The sequence below is a fragment of the Collinsella aerofaciens genome (assembly GCF_015555045.1).
Lineage (GTDB): Bacteria > Actinomycetota > Coriobacteriia > Coriobacteriales > Coriobacteriaceae > Collinsella > Collinsella aerofaciens_W.
Window position 1 is genome coordinate 1 of record NZ_JADNJQ010000014.1, and the last position, 20,932, is coordinate 20,932.

The following is a 20,932-nucleotide window of genomic DNA, read 5'->3' on the forward strand; positions in this document are numbered from 1 at the left end:
GCGCCTATGGCACTTCAACATCATTGTCGCAGCCCCGACCCGCGGTCACGAGCGGGGGCTCCTATCTTTTTAGTGCCCTCGGATTGGGTCATAGTGTCTGACGTTTTTTCGACCTGCATTGTTGCCAAGGTTGGCACCAATGACTAATGCGGTAACTAGCTACGTCGGTCCGCTTGACCGGCTGGGTTTCCGAGGTGCCCCAGGTCGCCGCGAGAGAGGAGCGAAGCGTACTTTGGTACGCGAGCGACGGTTTGAGCGGCGAGATGGGGTGCCTCGGGAAGCCGGACGATTAAGCGGACGGTTCCTGCTGCGTAATGCAGTGGATATTTCCACCACCGAAGACGACCTGCTCGGACTGAACGCCGACGCACTTGTAGACGCCCTCGCCCCAGACCTCGTCGTAGATCTTCTGGAGCGTGTCAACGGCAAGCTGATCGTTCTCGTCGCCGTACTGCGGGACGATAACGCCGTGGTTGGTGACCAGGTAGTTCATGTAGGAGGCGATCAGCGGCTCGTCGGCAACGCGCGGCTCGGCGTTCTCGTCGGCGTCGATGGTGTCGCAGGAAGCCTGGTCCATGAACAGCGGGTTCACAGGCATGCAGAGCTTGTAGACCTTCATCTTGCGGCCCTTGGCGTCAACGGCGTTGGAAAGGGTCTCGTAGACAGCATGGCACTGCTCGTAGAACGGATACTCGGGATCGTCAGTCCAGATGCAGGCCATGACGCCCGGAGCGATGAACGTGGCGACGTCATCGATGTGACCGTTGGTCTCCTCGGAGTCGATGCCCTCCTTGACCCAGATGACCTTCTCGACACCCAGATAATCCTTGAGGTGTTCGTCCATATAGGCGCGAAGTTCCTCGCTCCAGGGCTCGAACTTCCTCTTGAACTTGGGCCAGATGGACTCGGGATCCTCTTCCTCCTCCAGAACCGCAGAGCAGGTGCGGCCCGGGGAAAGCAGGCACTGGTCGGTCACGACCACGGTACCTTCGCCGTCGACGGTGATGGAACCGCCCTCGAGGATCATGTCATCGGGACGATAACGACGACAGCCGGAAAGCTCAGCCATCTTAAGGGCGATCTGCTCGTCCTTGTCCCACGGGAAGTACAGGCCGTCGACAAGACCGCCATAAGCGTTGAAGTGCCAGTGGTTGGCGCGCTTATCGCCCTTGCCGTTGATAACAAAAGTGGCAGCGGTGTCGCGGAACCAAGCGTCGTCGGTGGTCATCTCGATAACGGTAACGTTCTCGTCTTCCTCAAAGACGGCCTTGCAGTTGGCGTAGTCGGCCTGATTGACGCATATGGTAACCGGAGTGAACTCGGCAATAGCGCGAGCGATGGCGGCATACTGCTTCTGAGCCGGCTTGGCGCCATGGGCCCAGGTATCGGTGCGATGGGGCCAGCCCATCCACACGCGATCCTGCGGAGCGAACTCAGCAGGCATAAAGTAGCCGTCGGCCCTAGGGGTGGACTCGGACTCGGTGATCGTACGCATAAGATTTCCTCCAAATCGAACGATCGCTTGCTGCAGGCGGGTTACCCGCAGCCTAAAACCAAGAGGTGGCGGACGCCCGTTCCCCGGCAAAGGTCGGGGCGCCCGGCGCCGGTTTTCACGGAGTCGCACCGGCAAGCGACGACGTAACCTGGCGCGCGGAGACAAAACGCACGAAGGATACGGAAGAGAGATTGGGGCGGGCGGTGGTTACCAGAGCTATCGTTCACACCCACCCCGGGGAATGGTCAAGTAGCGAGGAGGGTTGGAGCCCCGAATCCGGGTGCTCTAGTCCTCTTCGGCCTCGGCGGCCTCCTCAGCGAGACGCTGAGCAGCCAGCTCGGGGGTGAGACCCTTGTACTCGGTCTCGCGACCCTTAGCACTGACGACGCGGACAACCTCGCCAATAAGCAAAAGCACGATGAAGATAACGATCATCGGGACCTTATCGCCAATCTCATCGACAGAGAACGGAATCAGCGTTGCAACGATAGCCAGAATCAGCTCGATGCAGGGAATAGCCAGCATGACCTTCATCATGGCACCCTTAAACGGGAACGTGAAGATGCGCTCGCGGTTCGGGTCGTTCTTGCGAAGGTTGAGGAACGCCGGGAACATCGGGATATAAGTGAGCAGCAGAAAGACGACGGAGGTGCCGAAGAGCATCCAGAAAACACCGTTGGAGATGGCGTCAATGGGAACCAGCTGCAGGCACAGCACCAGGGAGGCAACGATGGCGTTGACCAGGTTGGCGCCGTTGGGCATATCGTCATCCGAGATCATCGAGGCAAAGACCTTGGGCATGTTGCCGTGCTCGGCAGCGTAGCGAGCAACGGAGTTGACACCAAAGGACCAAGCAGCCATGTTGGCAAACAGGGTGATCAGGAAGGCGATGCAGATGATCTTAAAGATCATGGAGTCGCCCACCATGGTCTGGACAGCGTAGATCATGCCGTAGTCGGGATCGATGGAATCGGCCGGCACAGCAGCGCCGATGCCAAAACCAGCGAACAGGTAGATCACGGCGATAGACAGGCCGCCAACGATGATAGCCTTGGGGATATCGCGAGCGGGATCGGCCATATCGTCGGTCATGGTGCAGATGACCTCGAAGCCCATGAAGTTAAAGATGATGATCGACAGGTAGCCAAGCGCGTTGGTGTTGGTGAGCTCGGGCAAGAAGGTGGCAGCGGACATATCGTTCGCAAAGCCGTTCTCTATGGCGTACCAGATGCCCAAAGCGCCGACGATAACGGCAACGGCAACCTTGATGATGGCGCCGCCGTTCAGGACCCACTCGGAGTCGGCAGCCTTGGAGCGACCCATAAGATAGACGATCCACACAAAGGCAAGGTCGATACCAATCTTGGCAATCAGATTGAACTCGACGCCAAAGACCATACCCAAAATGTCAGGGAACATGGTGGCCAGCGAGGCAATCCACAGCGGGTAGTTAACCCAGTAGTAGTACGAAATGCGGGCGCCCCACTTGTCGCCCAGGCCATCGCGTACCCAGTCGTAAATGCCGCCCTCACCGTCATAGGTAGTGCCGAGCTCGGCAACGACCATGCCATAGGGGAGCAGGAAGGTCAGAATCAGGAAGATCCACCAGAAGAACTGCTGGTTGCCAATGGCAGCAGCAGGTGCGGCGGCCTCGCAAACGAAGACGACGCAGATGATGGTCGAGATGACCGTCAAGAAGGAAAGCTTTTTCTTTCCGTCGCTCATGATGAGCTCCTTCGCTCAGTCTTGGACAAATCGAGGTCCTTAAGATATTAAGGCAATTGCCGGGCCTCGGTGAGCGGGCGACAGGAGACGAGCATCCGCCGCCCGCAAACGTGCTTCTACGATGAAGTTACGCGGTTTTACCAAACCGCGTAACGGCTCGACGCTGCAAACGCCCCTAAGCGGCAATCTGACGTTCAATCGTCGGTCGCGTACCAAAAGTACGCTTCCCTCCTCTTTCACGTCACCTTGCTCGCTTAGGGGCGTTTTCGCTGACCTATGCTCAACCTACGATAATTCCAAGCTGAACGAGTTACTCGCTGTAGCGGGTGGCGATGGCGGCTCGCACCATGCCGGTGCTCATGAGGTAGGTCACCAGGAAGTAGCCACCGTATGCTGCCAGGAAGATTGCACAGGTGAGGCCCACGGTGCCGCCGATGCTCATATTTCCGAAAATGCTCACCAGCTCGATGATCACCTTAAGTGCCACAAAGGAGTGCGCCAGGCCCACTGCCAGCGGGAACAGGAAGAATACCGCTTGCTGCGCCATCACCGAATGGCAAATCTTGCGGTCCTCACAGCCGATCTGTGCCAGCACACGATAGCTGCGGCTGCCGTCGGCCACGTTGGAGAGTTGCTGGATCGACAGAATCGCCGCGCATGCAACGACCAATACAAAGCCGATGTAGATGGCTAGGTAGCTAATAAGACCGTTCATTTGCGCTGCTTGCGTGTACATCTCGGAGCGTGTGATGAAGGTTCCCCACGACCCCGACTCCTTGCCGTCAACGAGCAGATTGTCGAGCACAGTGTATTTAATACTCTCGTCTGCCTCGGTCGTATCCATCCCCTGTTTGTAGTTAACGAGCAGGCTACTGGAATACGGCTGCAGATTAAGCTGGGACAACAGCTCGTCGGCAACGACGACGGTACCCGGATTACTGCCCATCGCCGAGTTGGCGATGGCCGCCGCATCTTCGTCCGACTTATCGGTTGCGGGCTTGAGCGTATGCCCGCCCAAGGTAAGGGCATGGCCGCCAGCCATATACTTGGTGTACAGGTCGACCAGCTCGCCGCCCATATCACACGTGAGCAGATACTGGTCGTGACCGATGTGCACCGGCTCCTCGCCCATCATCTGACGCAGTTTGTTGTACTGGCTCGCCGGCGTCACAAACAGACCCATCGTATCGGCATTGCTACCCCCGAACGCCTTGGGAAGCTTTTCGCCCATGGCCTTGCACATTTCACTTGGAGTCACCGAAGGATCCGAACCGCCAAGCGGGTAACTCAGATACGAATCGATCTGCACATGCTCACCGGCAACATCGGCGATATTGACCTTCTTGCCGGTCTCGTCGTTGTTGTCCGCCGACTTGCCCTTACGATCGCCGTGCCATGGATCGCCGTGCCATGCGGAGTACAAATCGACCGTACTATCGGCCAGCACCATGCGATCGGCTTCAGACGGATTGATGTACTCTTTGTAGTAGTCGAGCGTATCGGGCGTGTAATAGACATACGTCTGAGACACGTCTACAGGGTTATAGCGCTCCAGGTTTTCGTTCATCACGTTGGCAATCGACATACCGCACGTCACCGAGGTGATGGCCAAAAACAGGAGCATCGCGATGACGCCCATCGAAAAGCACACCGTGTTGACCTTGGCCGCAAGCTGGCGCACGGTAAACATGTTGAGGCCGCGCCAATACACGCCGCGCAGGCTCTGCAGCAGCTTGATGAGCATGCCCGAGAGTCCCCAGAACAGGGCAAAGGTGCCCACGGTAACCATAGCGGTCGTAATGCCAAACTGGTTCATGGCCTCTTGCAGCTTGCTGTCCGTCGCGGTTAGCGGGAACCCATCACGTAGCAGACGGTAATAGGCCACGCCCACAAGCACCACGCCCACGGCAAAGATGGCAATCGCAATCCAGGGGTTGCGTGTCTTGATGCTCTCGTTGCGACGCTCGGCACCCATAAGCTCGATGAGTTTGGTACGACGCACGGCGCGAAGGTTCAGCAGTAGCGTGAGCACAAACATTACGAGCATGCAGGCAAGGGTCAGATTGAACGCATGCACCGAGAAAAAGAAGTGGAAATTGGCGATCTGCGTCTTAAAGAGCGAGGCCGTAAAGAACGTCATGAGCTGGGAGAGTCCCACACCCAGCACAATGCCGGCGACAAAGGCCACGACCGAGACAATCACCGTCTCGAGCGCCATGATCGTGGCGACGCGCCCGCGCCCCATGCCGAGCACCTGGTACAGGCCAAACTCCTTCTTGCGGCGTTTCATGATGAAGTTATTGGCATACACCATCAAAAAGGCCATGACACCGGCCAAAAAGTACGTCAGGTCGCCGAGCATGCTGCCCATAACCTGCGCCAAGCCCTTTTCATCGATGCCGGCGATGTCGACTTGCATCGAGATGGTGTTAAAGGCATAGAAGACCGTGACGCCCAGGGTGAGCGTCAAAAGGTAGACGAGGTAGTCGCGGCCGGCGCGGCGGACGTTGCCCCAAGCGAGTTTACAGAGCATCGGAGCCCTCACCGCCCATCATGGCAACGACCTCCATAATGCGGTCGAAGAACTCTCGGCGGTCGGTGTCGCCGCGGCGCAGCTCGGTGAAGATCTTGCCGTCGCGAATGAACAGCACGCGGCTCGTGTAGCTGGCGGCAAAGCTGTCGTGCGTGACCATGAGCACGGTGGCGCGTAGGCGGCGGTTAAGGGCCTCCAGGCTCTCGAGCAGCAGGCGAGCGCTCTTGGAATCGAGGGCGCCGGTGGGCTCGTCGGCCATGATCATGGTTGGGTCGGTGACGAGCGCGCGAGCCGCGGCAACGCGCTGCTGCTGACCGCCGGACATCTGGTAGGGATACTTGTCGAGCACCTGACTGATGGACAGACGCGCGGCCACATCCTGCACGCGGGTCGAGATCTCTGCAGAGTTTGTGCGGGCGATGGTGAGCGGCAGGGCGATGTTCTCGCGTGCCGTGAGCGTATCGAGCAGGTTGGAGTCCTGGAAGATAAAGCCGAGCTCCTCGCGGCGGAACTGCGAAAGCTTAGCCTGCTTCATGCGCGTAACGTCCTGCCCGTTGATGCGAATGGTGCCGCTCGTGGCGCTATCGATGGTCGACACGCAGTTGAGCAGGGTCGACTTGCCCGAGCCCGAAGCGCCCATGATGCCCACGAACTCACCGCGGTTGACGGTAAAGCTGACGTCGTTGAGCGCGCGGGTCACGTTGCCCAGCGCCCCATATACCTTTTCGAGATGCGCGACCTCCAGTACTGGGGTCGCCATGTGCGTGGTTTGCATACCGAGTCCTTTCTTGCGATTAGTCTACGGCATCTATAGTCGCAAGAAGACGAGTCGGCTACCATCGATATGGCTTACGCTTGCCTTACCGTTATGTAAGGTACGGGTAGTCTTTTTGGGACGGGGCTTTTTTAGCTACCCCATCCGAAGCCTTCGAAGCATGAGGCTGCATTTGACATAGGGCAGCTAAAAAAGCCCCGTCCCAAAAAGACTACCCTGCCACTTGTTGATGTTGAGAGAGGACTCCTGTTGAAGACTGTTCATGTTGCCGCTGGGATCATTCGCAAGGAAGGATCTGACGAGCTGCTTGCCGTGCAGCGCGGCTACGGCGACATGCAGGGACTTTGGGAGTTTCCCGGCGGCAAGCTCATGCGCGGCGAGTCGCCCGAGGACGCCGTACGCCGCGAGCTCATGGAAGAGCTGCAGGTAAAAGTCACCAACCTGCGCGATTTTTACACCGTTGAGTATGACTACCCCGATTTTCATCTCTCGATGGAGTGCTACTACTGCTCGCTCGCCGATGAATCTGATGAGCCCCAGAAGCACGACCGCCAGCTCGATATCCGCTGGATTCCGCGCACCTCGCTTGCCACCGTTGAGTGGATGCCCGCCGACAAAGGGCTTATCGATGCTCTGATTGAGTTGAGGGAAGACCGGCTTAAGGCCAACAGCACTGCCAAAGATGCCGACGCCGCCACGGCCGACGAGCCCGCCACCAAACCCAAGCGCAAAGCCAAGCGCCGCAGCAAGAAGCGTCCCAAGCCCGGCCTGCTCGACGGCATCGATACCTCGGACCTCTCCGCTGACGAGCGCGAACTGGTCCGCCGTCGCGCCGCCATCAAAAAGTCCATGAAGGGCAACAAACGCGCCAACACCAAGCCCGAGCTGCTCGTACGACAGCGCCTGCGCGCCGCAGGCCTTACGGGGTACCGTCTGGAATGGAAGGTGCCCGGAAAACCCGACATCGCCTTCCCCGGCCGCAAGATCGCCATCTTCGTCAACGGCTGCTTTTGGCACCGCTGCCCCAAATGCAACCCTAGCCAGCCCAAGCGCAACGTTGAGTTTTGGGAGGCAAAGTTTCGCCGCAACGTCGAGCGCGACCGCGCTGCCGTGGCAGCACTCATTCAAATGGGCTGGACGCCCATAACCATCTGGGAATGTGAGCTCAAAAAGGACCGCATCGACGCCACGATGGAAAAGGTCATCGAGCAGGTGCGAGACGCAGAGCCGCAGCGCTAACAGCGAGCATTCACACGCTCCGCACGTCTGCGCCACATCCACGTCACAAACCTTAGAAAGCCCTTAAGCTCCCAACCTTTCAAGAGTGTTACTCAATGCCTCTGACCTGCAGTTTCATCGTAACACCAAACCAGGTTAAGCCTTTCTTTAGCGCTTCTTTGCAGCAGCCGCGGCATAATACTGCCAACGCACGGGACCTAGCAGCATACCCCGAGCGCAATCTTTTGGTGGACATCGAGGAGGCCGCATAAGCATGCATTCTTCCAATGCCGTAGCACGGCAGCCATCCCTAAAACATGCAGACCTTTTCTCCTTCCCCCCGACACAGAGAAACGGCCTCCTCGACTCCCCCACCACAAAAGCCAAACGCTCAACCGACCAGGAACTCAACCTGCGAGCATCCTTCGAAAAGCTCCAAGCATCCCTAAACAAGTCATTCCCCAACCAAGCCCGGGCATACTAACCCCTCATCAACAAAGCGCCCCTCGCGCACCACCCATTTCCGCCCCAACGCCACAAGGGCGATCGAGCAGGGCCGTCCGGAAACGGAAAAGGGCCTATCTCTCAGAACATTCCGCAGGACGGAGGAAGCCCCGCAGCGCGTAGCGCGCAGCGGGGCTTCCGACATGTCCGAGGACGTTCTGAGAGATAGGCCCTTTTCCGTTTCCGGACGGCCCGGTGGGATCAGAGTACCCTTGCTGTTACTCTGCTTTGCCCACAGAGTTGAGGTTGGTCATGCGGATCTTAACCAGCTCGGTGATCTCACGCATGCCCTCCTTGGCCGGCTTCTTGGGATCGAAGCAGGCAGGGTTCTCGGCCATGTAGGCCATGAAGCCCTTGGTGTAGGCCTGACGCAGCTCGGTGGCGTAGTTGACCTTGCAGATGCCGTTCTTCACGGCCTCGGCGACCTGCTCATCGGGCACACCGGAAGTGCCGTGCAGAACCAGCGGCACGTCGACGGCGTCGCGGATGGCCTTGACCACGGACTGCTCGATGTGAGGATCGCTCGTGTACACGCCGTGGCTGGTGCCAACGCCAATGGCCAGCGAGGTGCAGCCGGTGCGCTCGACGAACTCCTTGGCCTCGGCCGGATCGGTGTAGGGGCTCTCGCCCTCAACCGCGGGACCGTCGTCCTCCTTGCCGCCAACCTTGCCAAGCTCGGCCTCGACGGGCACACCCATGGCGCGGCCAGCGTCGGCGACGGACTTGGTCAGGGCGATGTTGTCCTCGAAGGACTCGTGCGAACCGTCGATCATGACAGAGGTGTAGCCAGTGCGGAAAGCCTGCATGCAGCGGTCATAGCCATCGCCGTGATCGAGGTGCAGAGCGACGGGCACGGAAGCGCGCTCGGCGGCAGCCTTGACCATGCCGTAGAAGTAGTCCAGACCAGCGGTCTTGATGGTGCCCGGAGTGGTCTGCATGATGACGGGGGACTTGGTCTCCTCGGCAGCGGCCAGAACGGCCATAACAAACTCGAGGTTCTCGACGTTGAACGCGCCAACGGCGTAATGGCCGGCCTGAGCGTCCTTGAGCATCTTTTCGGTGGTAACAAGTGCCATGAGCGTTTGCTCCTCTCCCTCGCCCGCATCTGGACATCGGGCGTACGTGTCCGCAAGACGTTTTACCTTGCGTTTTGCTGCGTCCATTGTATGAAATTCAGCGGCTTTGCATGTGCGAGATATTGAGCCCATGCAGGTCAATACAGTCGTTTTTGAAAAGTAAACGGAAGGAATTGGAGCCGAGTGGGCGTATTCGATATTGAATTTTGGGCGTTCAGCGTCTTTCTTTTATAGAAAAGATAAGTAATCGAAAGGCGTTTTCTTACTCAAAAAGAAAATGAACGAAAATAGACTCAACACAATTCCTGCAAATTTCGGTTGAGAATGGAGCAGCTATGGCCCATGCGACAACCCGAGCTTTCGCCGATGAGCGTCGTTCCGCCATCATGGAAATGCTCGAACATAACGCCTCGGTGCAAGTGGCAGAAATCGCCCAGACCTTTGGCGTGTCCTCCGTTACCGCCCGCGCCGACCTGGACGCGCTCGCCGAGTCCGGCAAGTTGCGCCGCACGCATGGTGGCGCCGTGTCTCTCCAGAAGCGACTGACCGTATCCACCCAGGATCGCCGCATCAACGTCAATGTCGCCGCCAAGCAGGCCATCGCGCAAAGCGCCATCGAGCTCGTCGGCAATGGCGACACGCTGCTTGTCGACTCGGGCACCACGGCGCTCGAGTTCGTCCGGCTCCTCGATCAGCGCGACGGCATCACCGTCATCACGGCCGACATTACCATCGCCGATTACATCGACGAGAGCATGCCCTCGGTCGATGTCGTCATGCTGGGTGGGGCACTGCGCAAAGGTCATCGCTATCTGTACGGTCCACTTACCATGCAGGCGCTCCAAATGGTCCACGCCGACCTTGCCGTCATGTGCCCCGGCGCTTTTGTCCCCCGCTGCGGCTTTACGACCGACTTTCCCCAAATGGCCGAGACCAAAACGGCTATGATCGCCGCAGCCCATCAAAGCGTCGCCCTCATGGACGCCAGCAAGGTTAACGGACGCGGCATGTACCGCTTTGCCGAGCTGGCAGATGTCGACACCATCGTGATGGACCGTGACCCCGATCATGCCGTCGCCACCTCAATCGCCGAGATCGTCGACGACGCCCGCCCAAATCTCCTCATCGCTGGCGCTTAAACAAAAACCACCACAAAGGTGCCTGTCCCCTTTGTGGTGGTTGAGCGTTAAAAGCGAAATATCGCTACTTGGAAAGCTCGTCGGCGAGGGCCTCGATCTGGGCGCGCGATGCGTCGTTGAGCGAACCCATGACGGTCACTTTGTTCTGCGTCAGGGCGATGTCCTTCATGCCCTCGAGCTCCTTGGTCATAACCTTGGCAGCGGCAGGCGCCCAGGAACCGGCCTCGACGAGCGCAACCGTACGGTTCTGATAGGCGTGCTCGGCAAGCGTATGGATAAAGGTGCTCATGAACGGGAAGATCTCGCCCTGATAGGTGATGGAGGCGAGCACCAGGCGGTCGTAGCGGAACGCGTCCTCAACGGCCTCAGCCATATCATCGCGAGCCAAGTCAAAGACGGAGACCTTCTGGCCGCGGGCCTCGAGCGCAGATGCGAGCTCCTCAACGGCAGCCTTCAGATGCCCATACACACTCGCATAGGCAATCGTGATGCCCTCGTCCTCGGGCTGATAGCTCGACCAGGTGTTGTAGGTGTCGAGGTAATAGCCCAGGTTCTCGCTAAGAACAGGACCGTGAAGCGGGCAAATAATCTGGATGTCCAGATTGGCGGCCTTCTTAAGCACGGCCTGCACAAACTTGCCGAACTTGCCCACGATGCCAAAGTAGTAACGGCGCGCTTCACAAGCCCAGCCCTCGGGATCCTCGATGTCGTTGGCGCCAAACTTGCCGAAACCGTCGGCACTAAAGAGCACCTTGTCGGTGGACTCGTAGGAGAAGAGCACCTCGGGCCAGTGCACGTTGGGGGCACCGACAAAGGTTAGGCTGTGGCCGCCCAGGTCGAGCACGTCGCCATCTTTGACGACCATCTTGCGCTCGGGGAAGTCGGTGCCAAAGTAGTTGACCATCATGCGGAAAGCGCCCATGCTTGCCACAATCTGCGCCTGGGGATAGCGCTCCATAAAGGCGGCGATACCGGCGGAGTGATCGGGCTCCATGTGATGGACAACCAGGTAGTCGGGCGTACGACCATCGAGCACGGCCTCGAGGTTGCCGAGCCACTCGTCGACAAAGTCAGCGTCGACCGAATCGGCGACAGCGATTTTATCGCCCAAGATAACGTAGCTGTTATATGCCATACCGTTCTCGGACACATCGTACTGGCCCTCGAACAGGTCAATGTCGTGATCGTTGACGCCAATGTAGCGGATATCCTTGGTGATCTCCATCAGGCAAAGCCTCCTAGATAGACAAAAGAACCCGTCTATCATAACACTCGCCTTTAGAGCCACAGCTATCTGCCGGCATCCTTACCGATTGTTATTGAAATGCGATAAAGCGCCGTTTACCTGCACAAACTATGCGTGCGGAGCTGCCGTGGTATGTCGAATAATGAGCTGGCCGGGAATACGAATGGCAACGGTTTTGCCCGCCGTACCCGCCTCGGGAACCGCATGCTCGAATACCTCGCGCCCACGCTGATGCAAGTCGAATCGAACGGTCGTGAGCTCGTTATGTGCCACAAAGTCGTCGAGCGAGTCATCGACGCCCACCACGCTCACGTCCTCGGGCACGCGCAAGCCGCTATCGCGCAATGCAGCGATGGCGCCATTTGCCATCTGATCGTTTGCCGCATAGATTGCCGTCATGGTGCGATCGTGCTCGGCCAGGTACCTGCCGGCCTCGTAGCCGCTGTTGGCAGACCAGTCACCCTCGAGCGGCTCTACCGGCTCGATGCGTTTACGCTCGAGTGCATCTTGCCAACCGGCGCGACGAAATTGCTCGTCGACCGAGAACGACGGGCCGCCGATATAACGAATCTGCTCGTGTCCCAGCTCAAACAGGTGATCCATGAGCAACAGCGAGCAGCCGTAATGGTCGGAATCGACCGTGGTCACGCGCGGATGTGCGTACATGGTAACGATGACCGTGCCAATGCCCGGCAGTGGATCAAACGTCTCAAAATCGGGAGCCATGCGACTCATGCCGATAATGATGCCGTCCACGGGCAGCGCGGCCATACGACGCGTGGCCTCGGCAAGCGAAAACTCCTCGGTCTTGGACATCTCGACCAGCGTGATGGCGCAATTATGCTCGCGAGCAGCGCTGGCGATGCCGTCGATCATTGAGAGGTTGCCAAACTTGGTGACATCGTTGACGCACAGGCCGACCGAATGGTAGCGACCGTCGCGCAGCGAGCGACCGGCATAACTCGGACGAAAGCCGAGCTCTTGCATAGCGGCCTGCACACGCTGGCGCGTCTGCTCGTTAACGTTGGGCAAGCCGTTGGCAACGCGCGAAACCGTCTGCTGCGAAACACCGGCAGCGCGGGCAACGTCAGCCATGGATACCGGACGCGTACCTGTATCGTTGGACGGGCGCCTTACCACAGAATCACCTTCACCCTTGCGAAATCTGAATAGCGTGTATGCCGGCCCGGGCAGAAACACACCCCGCGCCGAGGCCCACTATCGTCGGACGCATGTTAACGTACTCTACTTTTTCTATCTGCATCTCTTCTGCTTTATAAGTCCATACGGCAGTACCGTTCACGGCTGAATTTCTACCGATTACCAGATTCTCAAAAAGTGACAAGCGATGTGTTATGGGTACGTTAACATAGCCCGTAACGTGCGGTATCGTGAACACTTGGTTCATGCCGCTTTAAGTTGTTAACGTACTCATAACGACGCAAAACCCACCCGGGCGCGCCAAGGAAAGGACTCCCATGACCACCCCCGACGAAAAGACATTCGCCACGCTCACCAAGCTGTTCGAGGAGGAGTTTGGCCCCATCGGCGACCGCCAGGTGCTCTACGTGCACGCGCCCGGCCGCTCCGAGATCAGCGGCAACCACACTGACCACGAGGGTGGCCACGTTATCGCCGGCTCGCTCGATGTCGCCGTCGACGGCATCGCCGTGGCAACCGATTCCAACAAGGTTCGCGTAGCCGACGAGGGCTATCCCACGTTTGAAATCGCGCTCGACACGCTAGACGTTCAGGAGTCCGAGAAGGGCACGTCCGCGAGCCTCGTCCGCGGCATGGCCCACGAAATCGCTGCTCTGGGCGTTGAGCCCCAGGGCTTCGACTTTGCCTTCACCTGCTCCGTCCCCTCGGGCGGCGGTCTTTCGAGCTCCGCTGCTGTCGAGGCGGCATACGGTCGCGCCATGGAGACGCTCTGGGACGCACCCGCCATCGAGCCCGTCGCGCTCGCCCAGATGAGCCAGCGCACCGAGAACAACTATTACGGCAAGCCCTGCGGTCTGATGGACCAGGCCGCCGTTTGCTTGGGCGGCCTCGCCTACATGGACTTTGAGGATCAGGCTCAGCCTAAAACCCAGAAGCTCGAGCTCAACTTTGAGGATCACGGTTATGCGCTCGTGCTCGTTAAGGTCGGTGCCGACCACGTGGCCGCCACCGACGACTACGCCGCCGTTCCGCGCGAGATGCAGGACGTCGCTGCCGAGTTTGGCAAGGCACGCCTGTGCGAGGTAAACGTGGCGGACTTTGACGCCAAGCTCCCCGAGCTGCGCGCCAAGCTGGGCGACCGCGCCTGCCTGCGCGCCGTTCACTACTGGTACGAAAACGGCCTGGTCGATAAGCGCTGGGCCGCCCTGAACGCCGGCGACATCGATCAGTTCCTGGTCCTGACGCGCGAGTCCGGCGCCAGCTCTGCCATGTACTTACAGAATGTCGTTGCCAAGCTGGGCTCCGAGCAGCCCTCGATGTATGCCCTGGCACTGGCCGAGCACGTGCTCGACGGCCGTGGCGCCGTCCGTATCCACGGTGGCGGCTTTGGTGGCACCATCCAGGCCTTCGTGCCGCTCGACCTGGTCGACACCTTTATCACCAAGATGAACGGCTGGCTGGGCGAGGGCTCTGCCCGCCACTACGCAATTTCTGACAAGGGGGCTTACGCGGCATGGCTGTAATGACTGACGTGCGCGAGGCCGCGCAGAACCTGATCGAGTACGCTATCCACCGATCGATGATCGGCCAGGACGATCGCATCTGGGCGTATAACACCATTCTCGAGTGCATCGGTGCTACGGGCCCGGCGCTCGACATGGCCTGGGCGCTCCAGGTCGAAAAACTCTCGCTCTTGCACCCCGACACCCTGCCCAACTTTGACCTTGAAGGCACACTTGCCGCGCTTGCCGAGGCGGCTGTTGCCAACGGCGCCGCCGAGGACACGGCATCGGGCCGCGACCGCATCGCCATGCGCATCATGGGCGCGCTCATGCCAAGGCCTTCGGTTGTAAACGAGGAGTTCAACGGACGCATGGGCGTCAACGAGCCCCGCGCCGCGACCGACTGGTTCTATGGTCTGTGCTGTGATGCCGGCTACGTGCGCCGCGCCGCCATCGCGCGCAATATCAAATGGAGCACCCCCACCAACTGGGGCGACCTCGAGATCACTATCAACCTGTCGAAGCCCGAGAAGGACCCGCGCGATATTGCCACGGCCGGTGCCGCCAAAAACACGGGCGAGAAGTATCCCGCCTGTCAGCTGTGCATCGAAAACGAGGGCTACCCTGGACGCTCCGCTGCAGCCGACGGCGGCGCCCACCCCGCCCGCCAGAATCTGCGCGTTATCCCCATCCAGCTCAACGGCGAGCGCTGGGGCTTCCAGTACAGCCCGTACGCGTACTTTAACGAGCACTGCATTGCCATGAGCTCCGAGCATCGTCCGATGCACGTCGACCGCAAGGGGCTGACCTGCCTGCTCGACTTTGTCGACCTGTTCCCGCACTACTTTATTGGCTCCAACGCCGACCTGCCCATCGTGGGCGGCTCGATTCTGTCGCACGACCACTTCCAGGGCGGCGCGCACGAGTTCCCCATGATGCATGCCACCGAAGTCTCGCATTTTAACGTGCCCGGCTTTGACCAGGTCAGCGGTACCGTGTTGCAGTGGCCGCTCTCGGTACTGCGACTGCGCTCGCACGACCGCGCCCAGCTGCTCGACGCCGCCGAGAAGATTATCCTTGCCTGGCGCGAGTGGACCGATGAGTCGGTTGGCGTCATCGCGCACACAGCCGACGGCGTGGCGCACAATACTGTGACGCCTGTCATCCGCCGCGTTGACTCCCGCGGCAACGCCGGCGGCGAGATCTACGAGGCTTACCTCGCGCTTCGCTGCAACATCACGACCGACGAGCATCCGCTGGGCGTATTCCACCCGCATGCCGAGTATCACCATATTAAAAAGGAGAACATCGGCCTGATCGAGGTCATGGGCCTGGCCATTTTGCCGCCGCGCTTGGTTCCCGAGCTCGGCGCTGTCCGTGAGCACCTGTTGGCGGCCAAGACCGATGCCAGCTACGACCTTGCCAGCGCGCTCGAGGGCGACGACCTTTGCCGCGGCCACGCCGCATGGGCCGAAGATGTTTTTGCCCGCCGCGCCGACGAGCTTACGGCGGACAACGCCATCGACATCCTGCACGAGGAGGTGGGCGTGGTGTTTGGCCACGTGCTCGACAACGCCGGCGTCTTCAAGTGGGACGAAGCCGGCCGCGCCGCCCAGCAGCGCTTCATCAACTCGCTGTAGCAGCGAGCTCGAACGCACACACTCAACGAATAGCGACTACGCGACAACGGCGCCCGCCGGCAACATCGCCAGCGGGCGCCGTTTTATTGGCTAGTCATTGGGGACGTTCTTAAACGACTAGTCAAACAAGAACATCCCCAATGACTACTTGCGACCAAGGCAACGCCGATGTCTTGGCATTGTCAGCGAAAACGCCCCTAAGCGAGCAAGGTGACGTGAAAGAGGAGGGCATTGACCTTCTGGTCATGCCCGACGATTGAACGTCAGATTGCCGCTTAGGGGCGTTTGCAGCGTTGAGCCGTTACGGCGTTTGGTAAAACCGCGTAACCCTACAGTTCAGTCACGACAACGCTGTTGTAGACCTCGTCCCAGCGGTCCATGACCAGGTGGCCGGTCTTGGGATCCATGGCGTTGAGCTTGCCGCAGGCATTGGCAGTCTTGAGCACCGTGACGTCGTCGGCACCAGCAGCGATGGCATGCGCAAAGCCGGCGATGGTCGAGTCGCCGGAACCCGTCGCGTTCACAGCCGCAATCGCGGGCGTCTTGGCGCGGAACGCGCGACCCTCATGGAAGCCCACCGAACCGGCAGCGCCCATCGAAACGACGACCCAGGGGATACCGGCAAAGCGGCCATCGGCGGCAAGCGCCTCGCGCAGGGCATCGACATCGTCGGTCGTAAAGGACGTACCCAGCAGGCCGTTAATCTCGGTCAGGTTGGGCTTTACGAGCTCGGGCTTAGCGTCGGACTCCAGCGCGGCCTCCAGCGATGCACCCGAGGTGTCGAGCAGCACCTTGGCACCCGCCTCTTCGGCGATCTTGACGAGCTCGGCATAGTAGCCGGCATCGACGCCACGCGGCAGCGAGCCCGAAAGCGTCACGACGTCAGCCTTTGCAGCGAGCTCGGTAAACTTGGCCGTAAAGGCCTCCAGCTCTGCCGGGGCGATCTGCGGGCCGCTCTCCAGCAGCTCGGTCTGATTGCCCTCGTGCAGGATATTCAGGCAGATACGCGTCTCGCCGGCAATAGGCACAAAGTCGTTCTTGACGCCGTCGGCATCCATGAGCTCGGCCATATAGGCACCCATGTGGCCACCGAGCAGACCGGTCGCGAGCACATCGTCGCCTAGCTGCAGCAGCACGCGGCTCACGTTGAGGCCCTTGCCGCCAGCGGTCTTTTCGGGCGTCACACGGTTAACATCGTCGATGATCAGCTTGTCGAGCTGATAGCGCGTATCAATCGACGGGTTCATGGTAACGGTCAGAATCATGTTGAACTCCTGTTCCGGGGCAGCATGACCCGCCCCAAACATACGATAGCTCGTTAAAGGATCTCGATCTCAAAACCGCGGATGACGGTCTCCCCCGGCTTGGCCACCAGGCAGCCGCGCTTGTGCTCCAGAATATCGTCCTCGTCGGAGCAGGTGGACAGACCACCCCACGGCTCCACGGCCACGAAGTCGCCCTCGGGCTTGCTCCACACAATCAGGTACGGCATATCGGGGAACGTCAGGCGCACGCCCTTGTCCTCGGTCTTCTTGGTCAGCGTAACCACACGGCTCTCGAGCACATCAAAGATGGTCTCGGCGAAGTTGAAGAGTTCGTGGGTCAGCGGCAGGTCATGGCCAACCATCGGGTTCTTGCTGCGATGCTCAACATCAATCAGGCCCGTCGAGGGAACGGCAGTACAGAGCTCGGCGGCCTCGCGCTGCTCAAATCGAAGCTCGTAGTCGTCGTAGGACTCGCCCTCGTCGAGCGGGCACTTAAAGCCGGGGTGACCGCCCACAAAGAACGGCATATCCTCGGTGCCCTCATTGGTCACCTCGTACGAAACGGCCACCTTTGCCGCATCGATCGTGTAACGAGCAACGATCTTAAACGGATACGGGTATTGCTCGAGCAACTCGGCATGGTCGGCAGAGCTTAGGCTCAGCGCAACCATGTTGTCGCTCTGTTCCTCGAGCTTCCACTCCTGCTTGCGAGCAAAGCCGTGGCGGGCGAGCTTAACCTCGCGGCCGCCCATGGTCATTGCGTGACCATCACGAAGGCCGCCGCAGATCGGGAAGCAAATGGGTGCCTGGCCCGACCAGACCGCCGAGTCACCCTGCCACAGGTACTCACGACCGTCGGCCACAATTGAGGTGAACGAGCCGCCCGCCGTGCTCAGTGCTACGCGGATAGAACCGTTATCAAGAACAAACTCCATAGGAGCCTTCCCTTTCTTACGACAGCCCGCCAAGTCAATAGGGCTGATAGAAAACCGGCCCGCGCCCCCTCACAGAAACGCGAGCCGTCAACGGACTAGTTAATTACGCCGGATACCCGCTAATCATGGTATTCGCCGCGGTCCCACTTCTCGAGGAACTCGTCAAAGAAGTGCGGGTTGGCCTGAGCCTCGGCGTCGGCCTTATTGCAGGCATCAATCTTGGCAATCAGGGCATCGTGCTCGGGGGTCTTGTCGTAGGGCTCCTCCAGGAAGGCAAGCATGATGTCGGCCATCAGGAACTCGCCGGTGATCTTGCCGCCAAAGCCCACGATGTTGGCGTTGAGCTCGCGACGGGCATACAGGGCAGAGGTCATGTCGCGAACCAGGGCGCAGCGGGCGCCGGGAACCTTGTTGACGGCGTTGGTGATGCCGATGCCGGTGCCGCACAGGGCCACGCCAAAGTCGGCCTTGCCGCTGGCAACGGCCTCGCCCACGGCCTTACCGTAGATGGGATAGTGCGTACGGGTGTGGCTGTAGGTGCCGCAGTCGAGCACCTTGTAGCCAGCCTGCTCCAAGCGGTCGGCCAGATAGATCTTCTCGTCCGTAACGATATGGTCGCAACCGATTGCGATGGTCTTCTTCATCAGAACGTCCTTTCGTCTGAATTCACAAGTTGAGGTAGAAGTTCGAGTTCTCGGTGGCTCTCGTTAGGCCATCTTGTTGAGCATGTCGACACGGATCTGGTGACGGCCGCCGGCGTACTGGGCACGCAGGAACTCGCGGGCGATCTTCTTGGCGACCTCGGTGCCCACAACGCCCGGGCCCATGGTGACCATGCGCGAGCCGTTGTGCTCGCGGGTCATGTAGGCGGAACGCTCGTCGGAAATGTTGGCGACGACCATGCCCTTGATCTTGACGGCGGCCATATAGGAGCCGACGCCGTACTTATCGAATGCGAAGCCCTGGGAATCCTTGTGCTCCAGCAGGTCCTTGGCAACGGCGGTCGCGGAATCGACAAAGTCCGCGGCAGGGGTCTCGGAATAGTCGACGACCTCGTGACCGTCGGCGATGAGCATCTCCTTGATGGACTCCTTCATCGACATACCGTCGGCATCGGAAGCGATTACAACCCTCATGACATCCTCCTTGAGAGATACGCAGGTGCGTAGTTTCTGTTTGGAAGTGTTGAATCGCGTTCAGGTCCGGGCATCTGAATGTGCGGTTCTTCACTGTTCATGTTTATTTGAACACATTCAAACATTAACTGCAACAACTATTTGTTTATCTTTGTTCTTTTTTGAACAAATACCGTTCACGGATGATTGCCGACCGTCTGGACCCGGCGCGGACGTAGCGACCGCGTATTCAACAAACAAAAGGGCGGCCGAGAACGTGTCTCGGCCGCCCTTCTTACAGTTGATCTTCCAAAGAACGCTTTGCCGCCTACTCAGACTGCCTGCCCTTCTTGGCGTGCTTGGACGGAGCACTCAGAAAGCGGCCCGTCAAATAGTTCGCCGGGCCGGAAATATCAATCCCCAGCAGCACGTGTCCTAGCCATAGGAACGCCACGAGCACCAGCAGCGGGATAACGCACGAGGTCACGATCATCACGATGACGCCTTCGATGAGGTCGGTCACCTGCTGCACGATCTCATCGGTCATCTGCTTGGCGCCGCTGGTCACCGACGTGACCAGGTTCGAGGCCCCATCAGTCAACTGCTCAAGCACGTTTTTGGACTCCGTGGCCTCGGATTTTTTCTTGTTCGATTTTGAGCTGGTCTCGGCTGACTTGTCCGTGGTGTCGGCCGCGTCCGCAGCCTTTTGTTCAGCCTGCTCAATACTTACGCGATACGTTTCGTCGACCTTTTGCGACACCCATACGCTTGCAGGCACCAAGGCCATTCCGATCATGGCGACCACCAGCACGCGCGTCGCCACACGGCGCAGGACGGCGCTCGTACTCCAGCGTCCGTGAATACCAAGCGACACTGCAAAGAGCACCAGCGCAAACGGGATCAGGATGCCCAAGCCAACCGACCACAAAATCGTGAGCAAATATTTCTCTAGGTATAGCACGGCAAGCACGATACCAAGGTTGCCCGAAAGCTGTGCGAGTTGCTCGGCAACCGGCGTTCCCGTATCACCAGGTAGCGCGGTAATGCCCGCAGATAGAGCAACGCATGAAGCCGTGAGCGCCAGTACGTTGCCTTTCTTTTGATCGATGACCTCGATGGTGGAGTCCCAAGTTTTGGTGTCGGCGAAATGCGGACGAGCTACAAAGCCCGACAGCAACGCCAGCACCACGAGCGCAACGATAAAGCCAATCTGCAGCTTTTTGTTTGCGCACACGACATCGGACAGACTGGGCTGCAGCTCGGTTACCGTCGTGTGCTCGGTTATCTGGACAGGACGCCCATGAGCCATCTCGTGCACGTCTCCCTTTTGAATCAATCCGTTGCCCGGCATTTGGATACCTCCTCATTCCGGCCTGTATTGCGGATGGAAGTATACCCCCCCCCCAGCGAAAAACCGAACGTGAGGGCGTGCAGAAGCTCCATAACGCTGCTAGTCGAATAGTGCCATTTCAAAACTATGCCGGTTTACTACGGTAAAACCGATAGGACCGACCACATTTGCTATTAGCAGAAAATGACAAGCTTTCTACCTGCGGCTTTGATAACGCCGTTCTTTCCATAGTTGAAAGAATGCGATTCATCG

The 20,932-nt window shown here is 59.3% G+C and carries 16 protein-coding genes; 4 read left to right on the plus strand and 12 right to left on the minus strand.

What is annotated here, in order from left to right:
• Positions 1–289: 289 nt before the first annotated feature.
• From I2E45_RS05985 to I2E45_RS06000, 4 genes are all read right to left on the minus strand, one after another.
• Positions 290–1,495, minus strand: a complete 1,206-nt coding sequence (locus I2E45_RS05985; RefSeq protein ID WP_195444989.1) for an agmatine deiminase family protein — start codon at positions 1,493–1,495, stop codon at positions 290–292.
• Between the two features lie 285 nt (positions 1,496–1,780).
• Complete coding sequence (locus I2E45_RS05990) at positions 1,781–3,220, minus strand: APC family permease (protein WP_195444992.1); 1,440 nt, start codon at positions 3,218–3,220, stop codon at positions 1,781–1,783.
• A gap of 310 nt (positions 3,221–3,530) precedes the next feature.
• A complete protein-coding gene (locus tag I2E45_RS05995) occupies positions 3,531–5,753 on the minus strand; it encodes an ABC transporter permease (RefSeq protein WP_195444994.1) in 2,223 nt (740 codons plus the stop codon).
• Complete coding sequence (locus I2E45_RS06000) at positions 5,743–6,528, minus strand: ABC transporter ATP-binding protein (RefSeq protein WP_006234847.1); 786 nt, start codon at positions 6,526–6,528, stop codon at positions 5,743–5,745. The genes I2E45_RS05995 and I2E45_RS06000 overlap by 11 nt, the downstream gene beginning before the upstream one ends.
• Before the next feature lie 249 nt (positions 6,529–6,777).
• Here I2E45_RS06000 and vsr point away from each other — a divergent pair, with 249 nt between their 5' ends.
• Positions 6,778–7,767 (plus strand): DNA mismatch endonuclease Vsr, encoded by a 990-nt coding sequence (gene vsr / locus I2E45_RS06005; RefSeq protein ID WP_195444996.1) that lies wholly within the window; start codon positions 6,778–6,780, stop codon positions 7,765–7,767.
• 701 nt (positions 7,768–8,468) lie between these two features.
• Here vsr and I2E45_RS06010 read toward each other — a convergent pair.
• On the minus strand, positions 8,469–9,326 hold the full coding sequence (locus I2E45_RS06010; RefSeq protein ID WP_022095149.1) for a class II fructose-bisphosphate aldolase: 858 nt from the start codon (positions 9,324–9,326) through the stop codon (positions 8,469–8,471).
• A gap of 335 nt (positions 9,327–9,661) precedes the next feature.
• Here I2E45_RS06010 and I2E45_RS06015 point away from each other — a divergent pair, with 335 nt between their 5' ends.
• Positions 9,662–10,465 (plus strand): DeoR/GlpR family DNA-binding transcription regulator, encoded by an 804-nt coding sequence (locus I2E45_RS06015; RefSeq protein WP_195444998.1) that lies wholly within the window; start codon positions 9,662–9,664, stop codon positions 10,463–10,465.
• A 64-nt stretch (positions 10,466–10,529) separates the two neighbouring features.
• On the opposite strand, the gene I2E45_RS06020 is transcribed toward I2E45_RS06015, so the two are convergent.
• Complete coding sequence (locus I2E45_RS06020) at positions 10,530–11,690, minus strand: FprA family A-type flavoprotein (protein ID WP_195445001.1); 1,161 nt, start codon at positions 11,688–11,690, stop codon at positions 10,530–10,532.
• 129 nt (positions 11,691–11,819) lie between these two features.
• Complete coding sequence (locus I2E45_RS06025) at positions 11,820–12,806, minus strand: LacI family DNA-binding transcriptional regulator (protein WP_195445003.1); 987 nt, start codon at positions 12,804–12,806, stop codon at positions 11,820–11,822.
• 383 nt (positions 12,807–13,189) lie between these two features.
• On the opposite strand from I2E45_RS06025, the gene I2E45_RS06030 reads away from it, so the two are divergent.
• The gene (locus I2E45_RS06030) at positions 13,190–14,395 is read left to right on the plus strand and encodes a galactokinase (protein ID WP_195445006.1); all 1,206 of its coding nucleotides are present in this window, start codon (positions 13,190–13,192) and stop codon (positions 14,393–14,395) included.
• Complete coding sequence (locus I2E45_RS06035; protein WP_229058860.1) at positions 14,386–16,014, plus strand: UDP-glucose--hexose-1-phosphate uridylyltransferase; 1,629 nt, start codon at positions 14,386–14,388, stop codon at positions 16,012–16,014. The genes I2E45_RS06030 and I2E45_RS06035 overlap by 10 nt, the downstream gene beginning before the upstream one ends.
• A 329-nt stretch (positions 16,015–16,343) precedes the next feature.
• On the opposite strand, the gene I2E45_RS06040 is transcribed toward I2E45_RS06035, so the two are convergent.
• From I2E45_RS06040 to I2E45_RS06060, 5 genes are all read right to left on the minus strand, one after another.
• Positions 16,344–17,279 (minus strand): hexose kinase, encoded by a 936-nt coding sequence (locus I2E45_RS06040; RefSeq protein WP_195445009.1) that lies wholly within the window; start codon positions 17,277–17,279, stop codon positions 16,344–16,346.
• Between the two features lie 53 nt (positions 17,280–17,332).
• A complete protein-coding gene (locus I2E45_RS06045) occupies positions 17,333–18,214 on the minus strand; it encodes an aldose 1-epimerase family protein (RefSeq protein WP_195445012.1) in 882 nt (293 codons plus the stop codon).
• Positions 18,215–18,333: 119 nt separating this feature from the next.
• Entirely contained in the window at positions 18,334–18,858 is a 525-nt protein-coding gene (gene lacB / locus I2E45_RS06050; protein ID WP_195445014.1) for a galactose-6-phosphate isomerase subunit LacB, read from the minus strand.
• A 63-nt stretch (positions 18,859–18,921) separates the two neighbouring features.
• Positions 18,922–19,350 (minus strand): galactose-6-phosphate isomerase subunit LacA, encoded by a 429-nt coding sequence (gene lacA / locus I2E45_RS06055; protein ID WP_006234830.1) that lies wholly within the window; start codon positions 19,348–19,350, stop codon positions 18,922–18,924.
• A gap of 307 nt (positions 19,351–19,657) precedes the next feature.
• Positions 19,658–20,680, minus strand: coding sequence for a hypothetical protein (locus tag I2E45_RS06060; RefSeq protein WP_195445017.1), 1,023 nt, complete (start codon positions 20,678–20,680; stop codon positions 19,658–19,660).
• Positions 20,681–20,932 lie beyond the last annotated feature (252 nt).

Bases quoted from the DNA above. Each gene is read 5' to 3' on its own strand.
- I2E45_RS06045 (WP_195445012.1), bottom strand. From the start codon at position 18,214: ATGGAGTTTGTTCTTGATAACGGTTCTATCCGCGTAGCACTGAGCACG.
- I2E45_RS06025 (WP_195445003.1), bottom strand. From the start codon at position 12,806: ATGGCTGACGTTGCCCGCGCTGCCGGTGTTTCGCAGCAGACGGTTTCG.
- I2E45_RS05995 (WP_195444994.1), bottom strand. From the start codon at position 5,753: ATGCTCTGTAAACTCGCTTGGGGCAACGTCCGCCGCGCCGGCCGCGAC.
- I2E45_RS06040 (WP_195445009.1), bottom strand. From the start codon at position 17,279: ATGATTCTGACCGTTACCATGAACCCGTCGATTGATACGCGCTATCAG.
- lacB (WP_195445014.1), bottom strand. From the start codon at position 18,858: ATGAAGAAGACCATCGCAATCGGTTGCGACCATATCGTTACGGACGAG.
- I2E45_RS06010 (WP_022095149.1), bottom strand. From the start codon at position 9,326: ATGGCACTTGTTACCACCGAAAAGATGCTCAAGGACGCTCAGGCCGGC.
- I2E45_RS05985 (WP_195444989.1), bottom strand. From the start codon at position 1,495: ATGCGTACGATCACCGAGTCCGAGTCCACCCCTAGGGCCGACGGCTAC.
- lacA (WP_006234830.1), bottom strand. From the start codon at position 19,350: ATGAGGGTTGTAATCGCTTCCGATGCCGACGGTATGTCGATGAAGGAG.
- I2E45_RS06035 (WP_229058860.1), top strand. From the start codon at position 14,386: ATGGCTGTAATGACTGACGTGCGCGAGGCCGCGCAGAACCTGATCGAG.
- I2E45_RS06015 (WP_195444998.1), top strand. From the start codon at position 9,662: ATGGCCCATGCGACAACCCGAGCTTTCGCCGATGAGCGTCGTTCCGCC.
- I2E45_RS06000 (WP_006234847.1), bottom strand. From the start codon at position 6,528: ATGCAAACCACGCACATGGCGACCCCAGTACTGGAGGTCGCGCATCTC.
- I2E45_RS06060 (WP_195445017.1), bottom strand. From the start codon at position 20,680: ATGCCGGGCAACGGATTGATTCAAAAGGGAGACGTGCACGAGATGGCT.
- I2E45_RS06020 (WP_195445001.1), bottom strand. From the start codon at position 11,690: ATGGAGATCACCAAGGATATCCGCTACATTGGCGTCAACGATCACGAC.
- I2E45_RS05990 (WP_195444992.1), bottom strand. From the start codon at position 3,220: ATGAGCGACGGAAAGAAAAAGCTTTCCTTCTTGACGGTCATCTCGACC.
- I2E45_RS06030 (WP_195445006.1), top strand. From the start codon at position 13,190: ATGACCACCCCCGACGAAAAGACATTCGCCACGCTCACCAAGCTGTTC.